At 45.6% G+C, this 16,686-nt stretch carries 18 protein-coding genes; 3 read left to right on the top strand and 15 right to left on the bottom strand.

Going from position 1 to position 16,686, the window contains the following annotated elements:
* Positions 1-65: 65 nt before the first annotated feature.
* On the bottom strand, positions 66-1,013 hold the full coding sequence (locus R7E38_RS11980; RefSeq protein WP_042521210.1) for a flagellar motor protein MotB: 948 nt from the start codon (positions 1,011-1,013) through the stop codon (positions 66-68).
* Positions 1,014-1,027: 14 nt separating this feature from the next.
* Positions 1,028-1,789: a flagellar motor protein PomA gene (gene pomA, locus R7E38_RS11975; protein WP_132937048.1), complete on the bottom strand. Its 762-nt coding sequence runs from the start codon at positions 1,787-1,789 to the stop codon at positions 1,028-1,030.
* Between the two features lie 263 nt (positions 1,790-2,052).
* On the opposite strand from pomA, the gene xseB reads away from it, so the two are divergent.
* From xseB to dxs, 3 genes are read left to right on the top strand one after another with little or no spacing between them, the layout of a single operon-like run.
* Positions 2,053-2,295: an exodeoxyribonuclease VII small subunit gene (gene xseB, locus R7E38_RS11970; protein ID WP_005381566.1), complete on the top strand. Its 243-nt coding sequence runs from the start codon at positions 2,053-2,055 to the stop codon at positions 2,293-2,295.
* Between the two features lie 21 nt (positions 2,296-2,316).
* Positions 2,317-3,201, top strand: a complete 885-nt coding sequence (gene ispA / locus R7E38_RS11965) for a (2E,6E)-farnesyl diphosphate synthase (protein ID WP_005383621.1) — start codon at positions 2,317-2,319, stop codon at positions 3,199-3,201.
* Between the two features lie 20 nt (positions 3,202-3,221).
* A complete protein-coding gene (dxs, locus tag R7E38_RS11960) occupies positions 3,222-5,087 on the top strand; it encodes a 1-deoxy-D-xylulose-5-phosphate synthase (protein WP_005383623.1) in 1,866 nt (621 codons plus the stop codon).
* Positions 5,088-5,134: 47 nt separating this feature from the next.
* Here dxs and pgpA read toward each other — a convergent pair whose 3' ends face one another.
* The 13 genes from pgpA to tet(34) form a co-directional block, all read right to left on the bottom strand.
* Complete coding sequence (gene pgpA, locus R7E38_RS11955; RefSeq protein ID WP_031780838.1) at positions 5,135-5,641, bottom strand: phosphatidylglycerophosphatase A; 507 nt, start codon at positions 5,639-5,641, stop codon at positions 5,135-5,137.
* A 91-nt stretch (positions 5,642-5,732) separates the two neighbouring features.
* Positions 5,733-6,698 (bottom strand): thiamine-phosphate kinase, encoded by a 966-nt coding sequence (thiL, locus tag R7E38_RS11950; RefSeq protein WP_005381570.1) that lies wholly within the window; start codon positions 6,696-6,698, stop codon positions 5,733-5,735.
* A gap of 78 nt (positions 6,699-6,776) precedes the next feature.
* A complete protein-coding gene (nusB, locus tag R7E38_RS11945) occupies positions 6,777-7,244 on the bottom strand; it encodes a transcription antitermination factor NusB (RefSeq protein ID WP_005381571.1) in 468 nt (155 codons plus the stop codon).
* Complete coding sequence (gene ribE / locus R7E38_RS11940) at positions 7,244-7,714, bottom strand: 6,7-dimethyl-8-ribityllumazine synthase (RefSeq protein ID WP_005381572.1); 471 nt, start codon at positions 7,712-7,714, stop codon at positions 7,244-7,246. Before ribE ends, nusB begins: the two co-directional genes overlap by 1 nt.
* Before the next feature lie 169 nt (positions 7,715-7,883).
* On the bottom strand, positions 7,884-8,993 hold the full coding sequence (gene ribBA, locus R7E38_RS11935) for a bifunctional 3,4-dihydroxy-2-butanone-4-phosphate synthase/GTP cyclohydrolase II (RefSeq protein ID WP_005381573.1): 1,110 nt from the start codon (positions 8,991-8,993) through the stop codon (positions 7,884-7,886).
* A 174-nt stretch (positions 8,994-9,167) separates the two neighbouring features.
* The gene (locus R7E38_RS11930) at positions 9,168-9,821 is read right to left on the bottom strand and encodes a riboflavin synthase (protein ID WP_171344832.1); all 654 of its coding nucleotides are present in this window, start codon (positions 9,819-9,821) and stop codon (positions 9,168-9,170) included.
* Positions 9,822-9,829: 8 nt separating this feature from the next.
* Positions 9,830-10,957, bottom strand: coding sequence for a bifunctional diaminohydroxyphosphoribosylaminopyrimidine deaminase/5-amino-6-(5-phosphoribosylamino)uracil reductase RibD (gene ribD, locus R7E38_RS11925; protein WP_171344833.1), 1,128 nt, complete (start codon positions 10,955-10,957; stop codon positions 9,830-9,832).
* A 7-nt stretch (positions 10,958-10,964) separates the two neighbouring features.
* Positions 10,965-11,414, bottom strand: coding sequence for a transcriptional regulator NrdR (gene nrdR / locus R7E38_RS11920; RefSeq protein WP_005381578.1), 450 nt, complete (start codon positions 11,412-11,414; stop codon positions 10,965-10,967).
* Positions 11,415-11,620: 206 nt separating this feature from the next.
* Positions 11,621-12,871 carry a glutamate-5-semialdehyde dehydrogenase gene (locus tag R7E38_RS11915; protein WP_054730326.1) on the bottom strand — a complete coding sequence of 417 codons (1,251 nt, stop codon included), beginning with the start codon at positions 12,869-12,871 and terminating at the stop codon, positions 11,621-11,623.
* Positions 12,872-12,888: 17 nt separating this feature from the next.
* Positions 12,889-14,028 (bottom strand): glutamate 5-kinase, encoded by a 1,140-nt coding sequence (proB, locus tag R7E38_RS11910; protein WP_005383771.1) that lies wholly within the window; start codon positions 14,026-14,028, stop codon positions 12,889-12,891.
* 121 nt (positions 14,029-14,149) lie between these two features.
* The gene (gene crl / locus R7E38_RS11905; protein ID WP_005381584.1) at positions 14,150-14,539 is read right to left on the bottom strand and encodes a sigma factor-binding protein Crl; all 390 of its coding nucleotides are present in this window, start codon (positions 14,537-14,539) and stop codon (positions 14,150-14,152) included.
* A 115-nt stretch (positions 14,540-14,654) separates the two neighbouring features.
* Positions 14,655-15,902 carry an esterase FrsA gene (gene frsA / locus R7E38_RS11900; RefSeq protein ID WP_005381586.1) on the bottom strand — a complete coding sequence of 416 codons (1,248 nt, stop codon included), beginning with the start codon at positions 15,900-15,902 and terminating at the stop codon, positions 14,655-14,657.
* Positions 15,903-15,993: 91 nt separating this feature from the next.
* Positions 15,994-16,458: an oxytetracycline resistance phosphoribosyltransferase domain-containing protein Tet(34) gene (gene tet(34), locus R7E38_RS11895; RefSeq protein WP_005381590.1), complete on the bottom strand. Its 465-nt coding sequence runs from the start codon at positions 16,456-16,458 to the stop codon at positions 15,994-15,996.
* Positions 16,459-16,686 lie beyond the last annotated feature (228 nt).

Raw genomic sequence — 16,686 nt, 5'->3', positions numbered from 1 at the left:
AAACAAAAAAAGCGAGCAATCTGCTCGCTTTCTTATCTCTTTACTGACTTAAAACTAAAGCCTAGTTATTGAATTACTGGCACTTCTTCACTGTAGAGAGGCTCGCCTTGCATAATGCTGATTTCAACCCGTCGGTTAAGCGCACGATTTTCATCAGAATCATTCGGTAACAAGGGCTCCGTATCCGCCATACCCCGCACTCTCAAACGTTGATGAGAGAAGCCTCTCACTTTCTCCATCTCTTGCGCGACTGATACTGCACGCTGAGAAGAGAGATCCCAGTTAGAACGATAAAGTTCCGAGTCTAGCGGTCGATTGTCTGTATGGCCAGATACTCGAACAATGCCTGGCACGTCTTTTACTAGCTCTGCAATCTGACGAACTAAAGGACGAAACTTAGGCTGCAAGAAGGCCGAACCTTCTGGGAATGCACCTTTTTCACGCATACGTATAACAATCTGCTGACCGAGGTTTTCAACTTCAATGGCGCCTTGTTCAATCTCTCGCTCTAAGGCTTTCTTGATGCTTTCCATCAAGGTTTCCATCTCTTGCGACATCTCTTTAGATTGCTGTTGCTGCATGTCCGCTTCGGCAGATTCATTGTTTTGAGTTGACGTTTCTGGCGATTGCCCACCCGTTAACTTGCCTTCATCACGTTTTGTGCCACCAGCTCGATCAGACTCCCCTTCATGAAATTCGAGCGTCTGCTGAGTGATGTCCATGGTTTGCTGCATGATGACATCAATCGGAGTTGGTTCCGGCCGACCCGGTCGAAACTCTTGGGCAATAATGCTAGTACCTTTGGGAATGTCTTTCACTTCAAGCTGATTTTGCACACCGAAGGCAAATTTCATTGATCCTGCAATTTGTTTGAACTTCAGTACATCCATCTCAGAAAAAGAGAGCAGAAGAACAAAGAAACACATCAGTAGCGACATCAAATCTGCGAATGTCCCCATCCATAACGGGAGGCCAGGTGGCGGACAATCGCATTTGTTATCTTCATCATCCATCACGACTCTCCAAGTTACTCGTCAATCTCAAGGGCACGTTTACCTTCATTGAGGTAGTTCTTCAAGTAACTATCGATCACTCGCGGGTTTTGGCCATCTTGAATCGCTAATACGCCATCCATGATCAAACGGCGATTTAGCGTTTCTTGGTCACGGCGAAGAGAAAGCTTATCCGCAATAGGGAAAAACACCATATTGGACAGGATCGCGCCATACAATGTGGTCAAGAGTGCAACGGCCATTGCTGGTCCAATCGCTTTAGGGTCATCCATGTTTGAAAGCATCGCAACAAGACCAACCAAGGTGCCAATCATTCCCATCGCAGGAGCAACGTCGCCAAAGGCGCGAAATACACCAGTTCCTTGCGTATGTCGTTCATCCGTAAGCGCGATGTCTTTTTTGAGTGCCACTCTCACAACGTCGGCATCATGGCCATCAACCAGTAGATCAATGCCTTTCTGCATGAATGTGTTGTTTATTTCCATCTCTTCAAGAGCAAGAAAACCACCTTTACGCGCCGCGTCGGCCATTTCCACAATTTTTGCGATCAGGTCTTCGGGTTCATCCGCTTTAAACATGAAGGCTTTGCCAGCAATCTTTGTCGCACCAAAAAACTGTCCCATTGTGAACTTCATCAACACGACGAATATTGAGCCACCAACGACAATAAGGATCGACGTGACATCGACAAACATGCCGATGCTGCCACCAAGCACCATCGCCATAATGACGAATGCAAAACCACCAATCAAACCTAATAGGGTTGCTAAATCCACAAAGCACTCCTCACGCTATACTCAAATACTGCCATTGGGCGGATTATTACCTGTATCGACAACTCGCGCAGAATTTTTAGAAAAATCTTAGCTAATGGATCACAAATTACACTTAACAACCTCAACCAAAATATGGGGTTTCATCGCTTAGACTCGTTGAACGCTAATTTTGTGACAATTATATAAGGTTAAATTTGACCAAGTTACTAGGCTAAGGTAACTTTCGTGCATCTTACCCGAGGCTTGATTAAGGCAGAAAAAAGATGGCGGTCAAGAAACCAGAAAACATGACCTTTGAAGCAACCATTGAAGAACTTGATAGCTTGGTTGATCAATTAGAAAATGGCGATCTTGCTCTAGATGATGCCCTGCGTAAGTTTGAACGAGGCATTGCCTTAGCTCGTGCAGGCCAAACTAAATTAAGCGACGCCGAACAACGCGTGAGCATTCTTCTTAGTGAAGATGATGAAGCACCACTGAGTGACTTCAAACCAGATTCAGAATAACAATCAGTAGTGAGCAATGTGATGCAACAGACATTGACGTCTTTTCAACAAAGAAACAATCAGCAATTGAATTTGTGGCTCGATCAGCTTCCATATCAAGAGCAGCCATTGATTCAAGCAATGAAATACGGCCTTTTGCTAGGTGGAAAACGCGTTCGCCCTTTTCTTGTTTACATCACAGGTCAAATGCTCGGCTGTAAACCTGAAGACTTAGACACCCCCGCCGCTGCTATCGAATGTATACATGCCTACTCACTCATTCATGATGATCTGCCAGCCATGGACGATGATGAACTGCGTCGAGGTCAACCAACTTGTCATATTAAGTTTGATGAAGCAACCGCAATACTGACAGGTGATGCACTACAAACCCTTGCCTTCACTATTATTGCTGATGGTCAATTAAGCCCGGCGGCAGAAGCTCAACGCATCAACATGATCAAAGCCTTAGCGCATTCCTCTGGTGCCAGCGGCATGTGTGTAGGGCAAGCCTTAGATTTAGGCGCGGAAAATCGCCAAGTTTCTCTTGAAGAAATGGAAGAGATACACCGTAAAAAAACCGGAGCTCTGATTGATTGTGCGGTAAAATTAGGTGCATTAGCTGCTGGTGAGAAAGGTATCGAGGTTCTACCTCACTTGGAGCGCTACTCAAAAGCAATTGGTTTGGCGTTTCAGGTTCAAGACGATATTCTTGATATCATCAGTGACACAGAAACACTGGGTAAGCCTCAAGGTTCCGACCAAGGTCTGAATAAGAGCACTTATCCTTCCCTACTGGGTTTAGAGGGAGCCATAGAGAAAGCTCACACTCTGTTACAGGAAGCACTTCAAGCATTGGAAGCTATCCCATACAATACTCAGTTACTCGAAGAGTTCGCCCGATATGTCATCGAGCGCAAAAATTAACACTATAAGCGCGCATTTATATGACTCTTGATATTTCAAAGTACCCAACACTGGCGTTAGCAAATACACCGGAAGAATTACGTCTCCTTCCGAAAGAAACATTACCAAATCTGTGTGATGAACTGCGAACGTATCTGCTAAATTCAGTGAGCCAATCTAGCGGACACTTAGCGTCTGGCTTAGGCACCGTAGAGCTAACTGTAGCTCTGCATTATGTTTACAACACTCCTATCGACAAATTGATCTGGGATGTTGGTCATCAGGCTTACCCGCACAAAATCCTCACCGGACGTCGCGATAAAATGCCAACAATTCGCCAAAAGGATGGTCTACACCCTTTCCCTTGGCGTGAAGAAAGTGAATATGACACCTTATCTGTCGGCCACTCTTCGACATCGATTAGTGCAGGTCTTGGCATGGCCATCAGCGCACAAAAAGAAGGTAAAGGTCGCAAAATCGTCAGTGTGATTGGTGATGGCGCAATTACAGCAGGCATGGCATTCGAAGCCATGAACCACGCTGGCGACGTTCATCCTGATATGTTGGTGATTTTGAACGACAACGAAATGTCGATTTCAGAAAACGTCGGCGCCCTGAATAACCACCTTGCGAAAGTACTTTCTGGCAGCTTGTACACTTCTATCCGTGAAGGCGGTAAAAAAGTGTTGTCTGGTGTTCCACCTATTAAAGAGTTGGTTCGCCGTACGGAAGAACACCTCAAAGGCATGGTAGTGCCTGGTACTCTGTTCGAAGAGTTCGGCTTTAATTACATTGGCCCGATTGATGGACACGACGTCAATGAACTCGTCAAAACGCTAAAAAACATGCGTGAGCTCAAAGGCCCTCAATTCCTGCACATCATGACCAAGAAAGGCAAAGGTTATGAGCCTGCCGAGAAAGATCCTATCGGCTACCATGGTGTTCCTAAATTCGATCCAACGCATAATTGTCTGCCGAAGAGCAGTGGCGGTAAGCCAACTTACTCAAAGATCTTCGGTGACTTTTTATGTGACATGGCGGCCCAAGACCCTAAGCTAATGGCAATTACGCCAGCAATGCGCGAAGGATCAGGTATGGTGCGTTTCTCAAAAGAGTACCCAGACCAATACTTTGATGTGGCGATTGCTGAGCAGCACGCTGTGACACTGGCAACAGGCATGGCAATTGCGGGCGATCATCCAATCGTTGCTATCTATTCGACTTTCTTGCAACGTGGTTATGACCAGCTGATCCACGATATCGCGATCATGGATTTACCAGTAATGTTTGCGATCGACCGCGCAGGTCTCGTTGGCGCAGATGGTCAAACTCACCAAGGTGCGTTCGATTTGAGCTTTATGCGCTGTATTCCGAACATGGTGATCATGGCGCCAAGTGACGAAAACGAATGTCGACAAATGCTTTACACTGGTCATAAGCATTCTGGCCCGAGTGCGGTTCGATACCCTCGTGGTAGCGGGATGGGCGTAGAAATCGAAACTGAGTTTACGGCGTTAGAAATCGGTAAAGGGCGCATGGTTCGCCAAGGTGAAAAAGTTGCTATTCTGAACTTTGGTACTTTCTTGGGTAACGCGCTAGAAGCGGCAGAATACCTTAACGCCACTGTTGCTGATATGCGCTTTGTGAAGCCGCTCGATGAAGCATTAATTCGTCAATTAGCCGCAGATCATGACGTGCTCGTGACGTTAGAAGAAAATGTTATCGCGGGTGGTGCTGGTGCTGGTGTCGTTGAGTTCATGATGAAAGATAAAATCATTAAACCTGTGTTGAACCTAGGTTTACCAGATGAGTTTATTCATCAGGGAACACAAGATGAACTGCATGAAGAGCTTGGTCTCGATGCAAAAGGAATTGAAAAATCCATCTTGGATTATTTAGCAAAATAGAATGTAAAAAGGGATGCTCATAGCATCCCTTTTTTTACGGTCAACGTTTAGTTCATCCAGCCCGCATATTTTGCGACTAGAAACAGGGCAACACCGGCCATAACTCCCGCCACGATATCATCAACCATAATACCCAGCCCACCGTGAACTCGCTTATCTAGCCACCCAATTGGCCAAGGTTTTACCATATCGAAAAAACGAAATAAGATGAAGCCAGTGATCAACCACTTCCATTCAGTGAGTGGAATATTCAGTGCAGGTACAATGCTCATCGTAATCCAAAAGCCTGCAAACTCATCCCATACGATTGAACCATGATCATGCACCTTCATGTCTGCAGACGTCACTTGGCATATTTGAATGCCGATCACACACGAAATCAGAACAACAATGACATACGCCGTAAATGGTAATTGTGCCAACAACAAAAAGAAAGGCACGGCCGCCAGTGTGCCCATTGTTCCAGGGATAAACGGGGATAATCCACTGCCAAAACCCGTCGCCAATAGATGCCACGGGTTCTTTAATGAAATCAGAGAAAGAGGGTTGGTCATATCCTTAAACCTATACTGCTAGTTTGGTTTCAATCGTCATGCCTGCGAGTTACTCAATAGTAACAGGCTCTTGGCTAGAGCTTAGCTCAGATCATTTAAAGTGGTCGAAGCCACTTAAGTCCCAATCAAGTGGTTGATTGTTATCATGCAGCTCGAAGGTTCCATTTGGTCGGATTTGACCAATACATGTGACCTTACAGCCAGTATGAGATAAAGCGCTTTGTAACGAGCCTCGATTTTGCTCCGGCACGGTAAAACACAACTCGTATTCTTCGCCACTTGCTAAAGCATACTGCTGCGCGCTGATCTTATCATCTAAAAACTGGACTAATTCTGAAGAGATCGGTAGCTGAGAGACATCAATACTCACCCCAACCTGAGATCGCTGTAAAATGTGCTTAATATCAGAGATTAAACCATCTGAAATATCTATCGCCGACGAGGCTAAGCCAACAAGAGCTTGTCCAGCAAGCACACGCGGAGAACTAAGGTAATGAGCTCGCTCTAGTGCTTCCGCGCCGGCTCTGCTGCGCAGAGAGTCATCTAGAATCACATCCAAGCCAGCTTTTGCATCGCCAAGGTTTCCCGTTACATATACCCAATCCCCAGGCTTGGCTCCGGATCGCGTGAGCGCTTTGTCTTCAGGTACAAAACCTTGCACCGTGAGTGTCAGACACAATGGCCCTTTGGTGGTATCACCGCCTATTAACTGAATACCATAGTAATCAGCCAGTTCGAAAAATGCATCACAGAAAGGAGCAAGCCATTCTTCATCTGGCTCAGGCATCGTTAATGCAAAGCTCACCCACGCAGGCGTTGCGCCCATCGCCGCCAAATCACTGATGTTAGAAGCCAATGCTTTGTGTGCGACCCATGCTGGGTTCGCGTCGGCTAAGAAATGCGTTCCAGCTACCAATGTATCCGTGCTAATCGCAATCTGAACATTAGCTGGCGCTTTGACCAAAGCGCAATCATCACCAGCGGCTAGATGGACATCTTTACGTTGGCTCTGACGACCGACGAAGTATTTGTCTATCAGATTAAATTCACCAGACATAATTCACTTACTTTTTGATGTAAAAGCTTTTGATACAAAAAAGGTCAGCATGTGCTGACCTTTTCATTGAAGAAATCGTTATTTCTTACGAATGTGAGGTGCTGCTTTATCAAGTACACCATTCACAAACTTGTGGCTATCTTCTGCTGCGAAAACTTTTGCAAGTTCAATCGCTTCATTGATAACAACTTTGTAAGGAACATCTTCGCGACGAGTCATCTCGTACATAGCAAGGCGAAGAAGAGCAAGTTCCATCATATCTAAATCCTGCATAGGACGAGAGATGTATGGACGAATTTTGCTATCTAGCTCAGCGTGGCTAAGTACAACACCGCTTAATAGTTCACGGAAGTAAGCTACGTCTGTCTCTGGAGCAGCAAGCGCTGGCTCAGATGCATGAAGTTCTTCTTCATCGTATTTGTCGCCAGACAAAAACTGTTCTTCAATCTTGGCAACATTCTCTTTAGTAATTTGCCATGAGTAGATCGCCTGTAGAGCGAATTGACGTGCGTTACGACGTGCGGCTGGTTTCACACTGGCCCCCATTAGGAATCAATTTCAGATAGTACATTAATCATTTCAAGTGCGCTTAGTGCAGCCTCTGCACCTTTATTACCAGCCTTGGTTCCTGCGCGTTCAATCGCTTGATCGATCGTATCAACAGTCAAAACACCAAATGCTACTGGAATGCTGAATTCCATAGACACTTGTGCTAGACCTTTGTTCATTTCACTACAAACATAGTCAAAGTGAGGCGTTCCACCGCGAATAACAGACCCTAGAGAAACAATAGCGTCGAATTTGCCAGTTTTAGCAACACGCTGAGCTACTAGAGGTAGTTCTACGGCACCTGGACAACGCACAACCGTGATGTTGTCTTCGCTTACTTGTCCGTGACGCTTTAGTGTATCGATCGCACCAGAAAGTAGGCTTTCGTTAATAAAACTGTTGAAACGAGAAATAACGATAGCAATTTTTGCATTTGGCGCTGGGAAGCCACCCTCGATCACTTTCATAAGCTTTCCTTTAACTCTATTTATAAGTGAAATATGTTCATCAAGTGAGAATCGCCGGATTCTAGCACAAATTTGTGAGCAATATCTAATGGAAATTGGAGGCAAATCACTGGTTCCTAGCCATTGACGAGTTAAGCACGTCAAAGACTAGGAACTTATTGTTCGGTTGTTACTCGCAGACGTACTCAACAACATTCAGACCAAAACCACCTAACGCGTGGTACTTTTTGTTGGTCGATGACAGAAGACGCATATCATGTACACCGAGATCCGCAAGAATCTGTGAACCAACGCCAACACGGCGAGACGTGCCTTGTTTTTTAGCAAGCGTTGGTGCTTCACCTTTGTCTTGCGCTTCGAACATCTTCACGCGATGAATAAGTAGATCGGTCGATTCTTCATGGCCAAGAACAACCAGTACACCGCCCTCTTCACCAATGCGTTTCATTGCCTTATCTAGTGTCCAGCTGCGCTCTGCATTACGATCGCTACGTAGTAAGTCGGTAAAAACGTCTTGAAGATGAACGCGAACCAGTGGCGCTTTTTCTTTCAAATCGCCCTTGCACATTGCGTAGTGCACTTGGTTATCAATGGTGTCTTTGTACGTGACTAACGTGAACTCGCCAAACTCTGTCGGTAACTTGCACTCTGCCACACGTTCAATCGTTGTCTCAGTGTTATTGCGGTACTCAATTAGGTCGGCAATAGTGCCCAATTTAATACCGTGCTTCTCTGCAAAGATCTCTAGATCTGGGCGACGAGCCATCGTGCCGTCGTCATTTAAGATCTCAACAATCACCGATGCTGGCTCTAAACCAGCAAGACGAGCCAAATCACAGCCAGCTTCAGTGTGTCCTGCGCGAGTCAGTACACCGCCGTCTTGAGCTGCGAGAGGGAAGATGTGACCAGGCTGCACCAAATCCGCAGCTTTAGCGTTTGGCGCGACTGCTGCTTGAACGGTACGTGCGCGATCTGCGGCTGAAATACCAGTCGTTACCCCTTCTGCTGCCTCAATCGAAACAGTAAAGTTGGTGGTGTATTGCGCATTATTGTCTTGCACCATTGGTGGCAGACCTAGACTTTCGCAACGATCTTTGGTCATGGTTAAACAAATCAGGCCACGGCCATAGGTTGCCATAAAGTTGATGGCTTCCGGCGTAATATGCTCGGCAGCCATGATCAAGTCACCTTCATTCTCGCGGTCTTCATCATCCATTAGGATGACCATTTTGCCCGCGCGAATATCATCAATAATTTCTTGTGGCGTACTGATTGGCATAGTCTGTTATCCCGTTATTCTAAATTTGTTATTGCGACAGCAATGAAAAATTACGTTGCAGTGAATGCTTAGTTAGGTCAATAGTTTGAGCTTTGCATTAAGCAAGTCAATGAATCTCGCGGTGTTCTGTGAGTCTGCTCTTTATCGCATGCCTCACGCAGCCACTCCCAAGACTTATGCAAAACCGTTTTGCTGTAAAAAGTCCATCGTGATACGAGACTCGGCCTTATCTTCTTGTTGTCCTTGCAGTAAACGCTCCATATAACGCGCAAGTACATCAACTTCTAAGTTGACTTTGCGCCCCACTTGAAACTGGTCAATCGTAGTTTCTTCACTCGTATGAGGAACGATCGTCAGCTTAAAAGCATTTTTACGTAAGTCGTTGACGGTTAGGCTAATACCATCAACAGTAATCGAGCCTTTCTCTGCAACGTACTTGCTAATTTCCGCAGGCATTGCAACCCAAAACTCTATCGCACGGCCAACTGAATTGCGTTCGACAATTTCACCAACCCCATCGACATGGCCAGAAACGATATGTCCACCCAATCGCGTTGTTGGCAACATGGCTTTTTCTACATTCACCTTATCGCCTACTTGGTATTCAGCAAACCCAGTTTTCTTCAAGGTTTCTAAGGACAGATCAGCACTGTAATAGTGGCTTCCGAAGTCAACTACCGTTAAGCAAACACCATTGGTCGCAATGCTATCGCCTAACTTAACGTCTGACATATCAAGCGTACCCGTTTCAACCGTGACGGTGATGTCTTCGCCCTTCGGCGTAATCGCAGCTAACTTGCCAACTGCTTCTACTATTCCTGTAAACATACTATTTCTTATCTAATTTCATTACGTTTTATGGTGGCGGTGATGCGAATGTCTACCCCAACCATACGAACGTCTGTAATGTTTAAATCTATGACGTCAGCCATAGCGCTTAACCCTAAAGCACCGATAAGCCCCCGACCATCGCTGCCCATGAGTTTTGGCGCAAGGTAAACAATGAGCTCATCTACAAGATTAGCCTTTATCATCGCACTCGCTAGCGTAGCTCCAGCTTCAACCCATAAGTGATTGATGTGGTGCTCATCCGAGATACGTTTTAATGTCGTTGATAAGTCAATTTGGTGAGCGCTGTCCAATAGAGGGATACAGTCTCCATCAGAGCGAACAATAACTCGTTCTCCATCGGTATGGAACAGCTTGAGCGCATCAGTTAAATGGTTCTGACGGTCTAAGATTACACGTACTGGTTGACGAAGCTCTTCTTGTAAATACTGCGCTTGAACACTATTAGGTAAGTCATCCCAGCGCACATTGAGTGATGCATTATCATCAATCACCGTTTTGCTAGTAGAAAGAATGCCACCACTTATCGCTCGATAACGCTGCACATCTTGGCGGGCCGCTGGGGAGGTGATCCATTGGCTCTGACCATTACTGAGTGCGCTTTGCCCATCCAAACTGGCTGCCATTTTTAATTGAACAAACGGCATGCCTGTACGCATGTACTTTATAAAACCAGGGTTAAGGGCAAGGGCATCTTGCTCTAACAAGCCGATTTGTACTTCAATTCCGGCATCACGTAACATCTGGATGCCGCGACCTGCAACTTTCGGGTTTGGGTCTACCATGGCGCAAACCACACGTGCCACTTTGGCTTTAATCAGCCCTTCGGCACATGGCGGTGTACGGCCGTAATGAGAGCAAGGTTCTAGCGTCACATAAGCGGTTGCACCAACTGCTTTTTCACCCGCCATGCGCATCGCGTGCACCTCGGCATGCGGCTCACCAGCACGATGGTGATAACCTTCACCGACAATTTCTTCATCACGAACGATGACACACCCTACATTTGGATTAGGGGCGGTGGTATAAATGCCACGTTTCGCTAACTTAATAGCTCGTGACATCATGGCGAAATCTAAATCAGAAAACGCTCTTTCAAGAGTGTGTTGAGTCATGAGCTACTCAGTCTTCTAGGCGGGCAATCTCTTCGCCAAACTCGCGAATATCTTCAAAGCTGCGGTAAACGGAAGCGAAACGAATGTAAGCCACCTTATCGAGCTCTTTGAGCTGGTCCATGACTAAATTACCAATCATTTCACTCGGAACCTCTCGCTCACCCGTCGCACGCAGTTGTGATTTGATCATACTGATCGCTAACTCTATAGAATCGGCACTCACTGGGCGTTTCTCTAAAGCTCGTTGAATACCGCCAACCATTTTATCTTCATCAAATGGTTCACGGTTGCCATTCGATTTGATCACTTTAGGCATCACTAACTCTGCGCTTTCAAACGTAGTGAAACGCTCGCTACACGCCAAGCACTGACGGCGACGTCGAACTTGATGGCCATCAGCCACTAAGCGGGAATCAATAACTTTGGTATCGTTCTCGGAACAAAAAGGACAATGCATATCACCTCCATATCTATACCAAAATAACCTCATGAGCAATCACGGATAACCACGCGTTCATGGTTATACGGACTCTATTAAAGCTATTTGGGTATAACGCTTTCAAACCGAAATAAAAGCTCATGTAGTGTAGCGGAATTGGTATGTTAGACAAAACAAAAAGGGGCGCAAAGGCCCCTTTTTCACTCAAGATCTCGTCGAATGTGTTAACTGCGTGCTAAGTAGTTCGCTTTACCAACCCACTTGTAGCTAGTTAGCTCTTCTAAGCCCATCGGACCGCGTGCATGTAGCTTTTGCGTAGATACTGCGACTTCTGCGCCAAGGCCAAATTGCGCACCGTCTGTAAAGCGCGTTGAAGCATTCACATAAACCGCCGCCGAACCGACAGAATTGATGAACAGTTCTGAGTTTTCCAAACTATTGGTCATGATCGCATCTGAGTGGCTCGCGTTATGGACACGCATATGAACAATGGCATCTTTCACATCAGACACAACTTTTACACCAAGAGTGTAGCTCAACCATTCCGTATCAAAGTCACCTTCAACAGCATCGCGAATTTGTGTTGCTTGAGGCATCAGTGCTTTTGCCTTAGGCTCTGTCACGAAGGTCACTTTATCGTTCATGCGCTCTACGATCATTGGTAGGAATTGCGCTGCAATTTTTTCATGCACGAGCAGCGTATCTAATGAGTTACACGCAGATGGACGTTGAACTTTAGAGTTCTCAACCACATTCAGGGATTTCTCTAGATCAGCGGATTCGTCGACAAAGATATGGCTGATACCAAAGCCACCAATAATCACCGGAATCGTGCTGTTTTCTTTACACATTTTGTGTAGGCCAGCACCACCGCGTGGAATGATCATGTCGACGTAATCGTCCAACTTAAGCAATTGAGAAACAAGCTCACGATCTGGTTTTTCAATGTACTGCACAGAAGCGGCTGGAAGGTTCGCCTTTGCGAGCGCAGACTGAATAACCTTCACTAATTCCATATTCGAGAAAAATGTCTCTTTGCCACCACGTAAAATGCTTGCGTTGCCGGTTTTCAAGCACAACGCTGCAATATCAATGGTTACGTTTGGACGCGCTTCATAAATTACGCCTACGACACCAAGCGGCACACGACGACGAGACAGTGACATCCCATTTTCCAGTACCTTACTGTCTATTTCGCTGCCTACAGGATCGTTCAAGCTAATGACGTTGCGAACATCATTCGCAATTGCAGTCAATCGTTCTTCATTAAGCAAAAGGCGATCGAGCAGCGCATCGGTTAAACCCGCTTCACGGCCAAGTTCGATGTCTTTAGCGTTTGCCGCCAAAATAGCAGCGGAGTTTGCTTCTAGCTCATCAGCGATGATGGCTAATGCTTGGTTCTTTTGCGCAGTTGACGCTGTCGCTAATTCGAAAGCTGCATCTTTAGCAGCTTTACCCATATTCGTTAAATCCACTTTGCTTCCCTCTAATTCTATTCCTGAATGACGACCAGATCATCGCGGTGAATCACCTCAGAGCCATAATCATGCCCCAAAATAGAGATGATATCTTTACTGTGTTTGCCCGTAATTTTAGTTAGGTCATCACTTGAGTAGGCGCTGATGCCACGAGCCACCAACTTACCGTGAGCGTTTGTTACACGCGCCACTTCGCCTCGTGCGAAGTCACCACTAACTTTGATGACCCCTTTAGCAAGTAGGCTACTCCCCTTGCCGACCACAGCATTGACTGCACCATCATCAATAACGATGTCGCCCGATGCCGCAGGTCCCGCTAGAATCCAGCGTTTACGGTTCTCTAAGGCTTCAGCGCAAGGTAGGAAGCGCGTGCCCTGAGGTTCAGCACTTAGAGAGTCAAAGATAACATTCGGCGCACTACCAGCAGCAATAATAACCTCGATACCTGCGCGGCGAGCGATGTCTGCGGCTTGCAGCTTCGTTGCCATACCACCAGTACCCAATGTTGTACCGCTTCCACCTGCGATTTTACGCAGCGTGTCGTCGATGGTTTTTACTTCCTTGATAAGCTCTGCGTTCGGATCTTTACGAGGGTCAGCAGTAAACAGACCTTTTTGGTCCGTTAAAAGCAAGAGCTTATCTGCACCACATAAAATGCCTACCAAAGCGGAAAGGTTGTCGTTATCGCCAACTTTAATCTCGCTAGTCGCAACGGCATCATTTTCGTTTACGATAGGAACAATATCGTTCGCGACGAGCGCATTAATAGTGTCACGCGCGTTAAGGAATCGCTCACGATCTTCTAAATCGGCACGGGTTAGTAACATTTGGCCGATCTTGATACCATAAATACCAAACAAAGACTCCCATGTTTGAATCAAGCGGCTCTGCCCCACCGCGGCAAGTAACTGCTTACTCGCCATCTCGTTGGGCAATGCGGGGTAACCAAGATGCTCACGGCCTGCTGCAATCGCACCAGACGAAACCATTACGATTGAATGGCCTTGTTTTTTAAGCTCAGCACACTGGCGTGCTAACTCAACCATGTGTGCACGGTCGAGTGCCAGAGTGCCGCCTGTCAGCACACTTGTACCCAGTTTCACAACGACAGTTTGTGGTTGTGAAACAACTGCATTTTGTTGATTCGTTGTCATGATGTCTTCTGAAGTGAAAAACAAATAAAGAGAGGATGTTTTAACAATCAAATAGGGAATTAACAAGAGAAAAGGTGCGTTTTCGCACCTTTTTGTTTGGTATTAAATGAAAACAACCAAATTAAGCGAAATCGAAAGACTCCGTGTGATATTCGACTTCTAATTTGAAGTGTTCTTCTAAAGTATCAACCAGCTTTTGATGGAATGTGCTCTGCGTGAGATACACTTCCTCTACCACTTTTTTGGGAAGGGCTTCAGATACCCATTGCCCTTCTTTGTTGTACTTGCCAATATGATATTTAGCAGTAAAGCCTCCCTCGATGGATTCCAAATCCATCCACCAGCCCCAAAATTCACGCTTCTCAGGCGATTTTTTGTCGTCTACACATACAGATAAACAATCAAAATAATAGCGCCCTTCTTGCGATTGTGGTTCGCGCAGGTAAGGCCCTATCGCCTTCAACTTTGACATCAAGCGAAAGTGAGTCGGGCCCTGAGTCGTCTCTGACATATGAATCTCCGTTTTCATAGTTAAAAGTAAACACCCAAGAATGATTATTATTTTTAATTATCATGAGCTTATTTTTTGCTCAGATATATCACTCTTAACTAATTTAGGAGAATTGTCACCCTAATAATTCATCTTCTAGCCACTTTATGGCTAAATCGAGGGATTGCTCATATCCTTTTGTAATTGTTTTGGAACTGATTTTTTTCGCTCTACCATACTGGCTAAATAGAGCAACAAGTTGATTATCACTGTGTGGCGACACTGGATCGCCTTCAAGACTCAAAGCCAAAATAGGCACTTTGGTTTTTCGACTGCTCAGGAAGCCCTGAACCTTCAATGACCACGCCATCATCTGACCTGCCATGCTATTAATATCAACCGCATTTTTCCCCAAACGGGAAGCCAAAAGATCTAAGTACATCTTCGGCATTTTTTGTAACTTCTGAGGGGAAGTAAAAATATCATGTACGGGTGCGCCTAGAGCGACACAAGCTTTGATCTTTTCCTGCTCGACAAAAGAGAGTCTGATCATGGCATTACCACCAAAACGAAACCCAACTAACCCCACTTTGTGATGATCAACCCAAGGTAGCGAGTAAAGCTCATTCAATACCGCTTGGTGTAGGCAACTTGAATTCTCGGTCAAGGGCCAATGAGAGCTATGCCCTACCGAAGGCATATCCACGGTTAACATTGCAATATCTCGCGGTGCAAGACGATTACGGAACAAACGCCACATGTCGGTTTGTAGAGTATCCAAACCAGCGCTCACCATGACCACAGGCAACTGTTTATCCGTTCTTGGTAAATGGAGGTTCGCGATGATTTTGCGATTTTGGTAAGGCACTTCAATTTGCTTGATGGTGTACTTAGTTTTTTCTGCGCCGTCAGAATACGCTTTGTTTGCCAGTACTTGAGCCTGCGATGCCAAGTTATCATTTTTTAAATGTGGGTAGCCTGCAATACTAAAACACAAAGAAGCAGTGAAGAGTTCATCCGCTGCCTCTTCTCCTTGCATTTCATTTGCTCGCTTCTGATGATCCATACCAAGCTTGATCCACTCAAATGTCCAGTTACCACTGTGATAACCCATTACAGTGTCTAACCAATCATCATTGGTTCGCGAGTGAGAAGATGAAGCAATTTTGGACAGTACGCCTTCCATTTCGATCGGAGACAATCCTTGCCAAGCCCATTGCAAGCGACGCAAATGACGATACCAAGCACGATCACCCTGCGCTTCTCGTTCATCAAGTATTTTTTTACTGGTCGGCATGTACTGGGTAAGCGCGGAGGTTTCTTTTGCTTGCTTATGTTTCACGAACAAAGTTTCGGAAAGATTTTTACTGACGTCTTCAGACATAGGAAGAACCCTAGGCTATTAGCATGATTTAATATCATAATAAAAAAAATGCCCCTATAAAGGGGCATTTCTCAATATTCTTTAACCGCGCTTATTTTTGCTTGCGGTTTACTGGCTCAGCATACTGGATTGACATATCCCAAGGCTGCTCGATCCAAGTGTCTTGAGCAATATCTACAACGTAATCATCCAGCAGCTCTTTGCCTGATGGTTTCGCACACACAGCGATCATTTTCGCTTTTGGATACATCTCACGTAGTTTGCGCGCTGTATCACCACTGTCTACTAGGTCTTCAACGATTAGGTAACCTTCGCCATCACCTTCAGGTGCTTTTAGTACCGTCATATCGCGCTGATGATCATGGTCGTAGCTTGAAATACAGATTGTATCAACATAACGAATACCAAGTTCACGAGCCAAAATAGCGCCAGGAACCAAACCGCCGCGGCTTACCGCCCAAATTCCTTTCCATTGCTCAGCTGGCATTTGTTTTTCAGCCAGTTCACGGCAGTAAGTCTGCATTGCATCCCAAGTGATAATGAATTTTTTACTCATTGTAATAACCTAATAATTTGAAAATATGCATCCTCAAAATCTAGCGAAGTCACTCAAAAGCGGAATGCTCACTAACTTCTCCAAAATGTTTGGAGACGAGGATTTCAAGCTGCGCAAACGATTATTCTACCGAAACACACCGCTAATACCAACGGTGATATCAAAATTCTCTGCCTATTCCGCAGAAAAACCGTCTTCTGTGAACAACGTAAAAAAGAAAAAGCCAGC

Source organism: Vibrio sp. Vb2131 (genome assembly GCF_033338535.1).
GTDB lineage: Bacteria > Pseudomonadota > Gammaproteobacteria > Enterobacterales > Vibrionaceae > Vibrio > Vibrio alginolyticus.
The sequence above is the reverse complement of the archived record's forward strand: the minus strand, read 5'-3'. Positions and strand labels throughout refer to the sequence as shown.

Bases quoted from the DNA above. Each gene is read 5' to 3' on its own strand.
- R7E38_RS11980 (WP_042521210.1), bottom strand. From the start codon at position 1,013: ATGGATGATGAAGATAACAAATGCGATTGTCCGCCACCTGGCCTCCCG.
- xseB (WP_005381566.1), top strand. From the start codon at position 2,053: ATGGCGGTCAAGAAACCAGAAAACATGACCTTTGAAGCAACCATTGAA.
- ispA (WP_005383621.1), top strand. From the start codon at position 2,317: ATGCAACAGACATTGACGTCTTTTCAACAAAGAAACAATCAGCAATTG.
- dxs (WP_005383623.1), top strand. From the start codon at position 3,222: ATGACTCTTGATATTTCAAAGTACCCAACACTGGCGTTAGCAAATACA.
- pgpA (WP_031780838.1), bottom strand. From the start codon at position 5,641: ATGACCAACCCTCTTTCTCTGATTTCATTAAAGAACCCGTGGCATCTA.
- thiL (WP_005381570.1), bottom strand. From the start codon at position 6,698: ATGTCTGGTGAATTTAATCTGATAGACAAATACTTCGTCGGTCGTCAG.
- nusB (WP_005381571.1), bottom strand. From the start codon at position 7,244: ATGGGGGCCAGTGTGAAACCAGCCGCACGTCGTAACGCACGTCAATTC.
- ribE (WP_005381572.1), bottom strand. From the start codon at position 7,714: ATGAAAGTGATCGAGGGTGGCTTCCCAGCGCCAAATGCAAAAATTGCT.
- ribBA (WP_005381573.1), bottom strand. From the start codon at position 8,993: ATGCCAATCAGTACGCCACAAGAAATTATTGATGATATTCGCGCGGGC.
- R7E38_RS11930 (WP_171344832.1), bottom strand. From the start codon at position 9,821: ATGTTTACAGGAATAGTAGAAGCAGTTGGCAAGTTAGCTGCGATTACG.
- ribD (WP_171344833.1), bottom strand. From the start codon at position 10,957: ATGACTCAACACACTCTTGAAAGAGCGTTTTCTGATTTAGATTTCGCC.
- nrdR (WP_005381578.1), bottom strand. From the start codon at position 11,414: ATGCATTGTCCTTTTTGTTCCGAGAACGATACCAAAGTTATTGATTCC.
- proB (WP_005383771.1), bottom strand. From the start codon at position 14,028: ATGACAACGAATCAACAAAATGCAGTTGTTTCACAACCACAAACTGTC.
- crl (WP_005381584.1), bottom strand. From the start codon at position 14,539: ATGTCAGAGACGACTCAGGGCCCGACTCACTTTCGCTTGATGTCAAAG.
- frsA (WP_005381586.1), bottom strand. From the start codon at position 15,902: ATGTCTGAAGACGTCAGTAAAAATCTTTCCGAAACTTTGTTCGTGAAA.